Raw genomic sequence first — 1198 nt, forward strand, 5'->3', positions numbered from 1 at the left:
AAATTTGTATTTGCTTTGGTTTTTGTTTTTATAAGTTTTCATTTTGATTTCCTTTTGTTTATGCATTTGATTTGGGGTTAAATAATGATTCGAAAAATGAGGTCGTAATTCATTATAAATTCCAATAGCTTCATTTACCAATTTTCTTCTGATCGAAGTTTCAATATCATATTTATCGATATCAAATTCTTGTTTTAAAATACCATTCACTCTCTCTGCGACAGCATTTTCATAAGGATCGGAATTCTGAGTCATACTGCATTTTAATTGATATTTTTTCAAAATCCTTTGATACTCATTTGAGCAATACTGCAATCCTCTGTCAGAATGATGAATCAGAGGTTCTTTTTCAATGTTATTGTTCTTTAATGCCTTTCTCAATGCTGCGAGGCTGCTTTCTGTATTAAGGTTGTCTGCGACATGATACCCAACAATTTTCTTGGAATAGGCATCGGTTATCAGACTTAAATAACTCGGCTTTTTTCTGTTTCCAATATAAGTAATATCTGCCACCCAAACCTGGTTGGGTTTGTTTATGCAATAATTCAGTATCAGGTTTTTATGCTTTCTGAATCGATGATGAGAATTCGTTGTGATATAATAGCTCCTCTTGGGTATTATGAGCAAATGATTGGCTCTCAAAATATCAAAAAACTTATCCCTGCCTATTTTAAAGGATCTTAAAGGTTCCTTTAAAAGAAAATACAGCTTCCTGCCTCCTAATTTTGGCATTTTTACGCGAATATCTTCTACGAGTTTTATCACTTTTGAAGCTTTGCTTTGTGAGTTTTTATACCGTTTGATACTTCTGTAATAGACTTGTCTATCCAATCCGAACAATTCGCAGGTAAAGATTAAGGTTTCTTTCTCTTCACAGCGGAAGCTGGTGATTGTCCGGATGGTAAGTTTTTTCTGATATCAATATCATATTCTTTCTCGGCAAGATTAATCATCATATCGAAAAATATGACCTTTTTATCTGCAATATAAGCCTGTTTCTCTAAAAATGCTTTCTGTTTTTCAAGCAATTTAACTTCGGCTTCCAATTCCATAATGCGCTGTTCAGGAGTCTTTTTCATGGTAAGTGAACTTTGGTTTTCCCAATCAAAGTTACCATATTTTCTAAGCCAACTCACAATTGTAGAGCGTGCTTGTATACCGTATTTTTTCCGACAGTCGGTAATTCCTGATTTTCCCG

At 33.7% G+C, this 1198-nt stretch carries 1 protein-coding gene and 1 pseudogene; both read right to left on the bottom strand.

The features are described 5' to 3' along the window. Positions 1-840: IS3 family transposase (locus AC4IFE_RS19980; protein WP_490758871.1), on the bottom strand; the 840-nt coding region annotated here is incomplete at its 3' end. Between the two features lie 14 nt (positions 841-854). Then, positions 855-1198: pseudogene (locus AC4IFE_RS19985) on the bottom strand (hypothetical protein); the annotation flags it as partial.

The organism is Chryseobacterium sp. UF-81 (assembly GCF_058245105.1).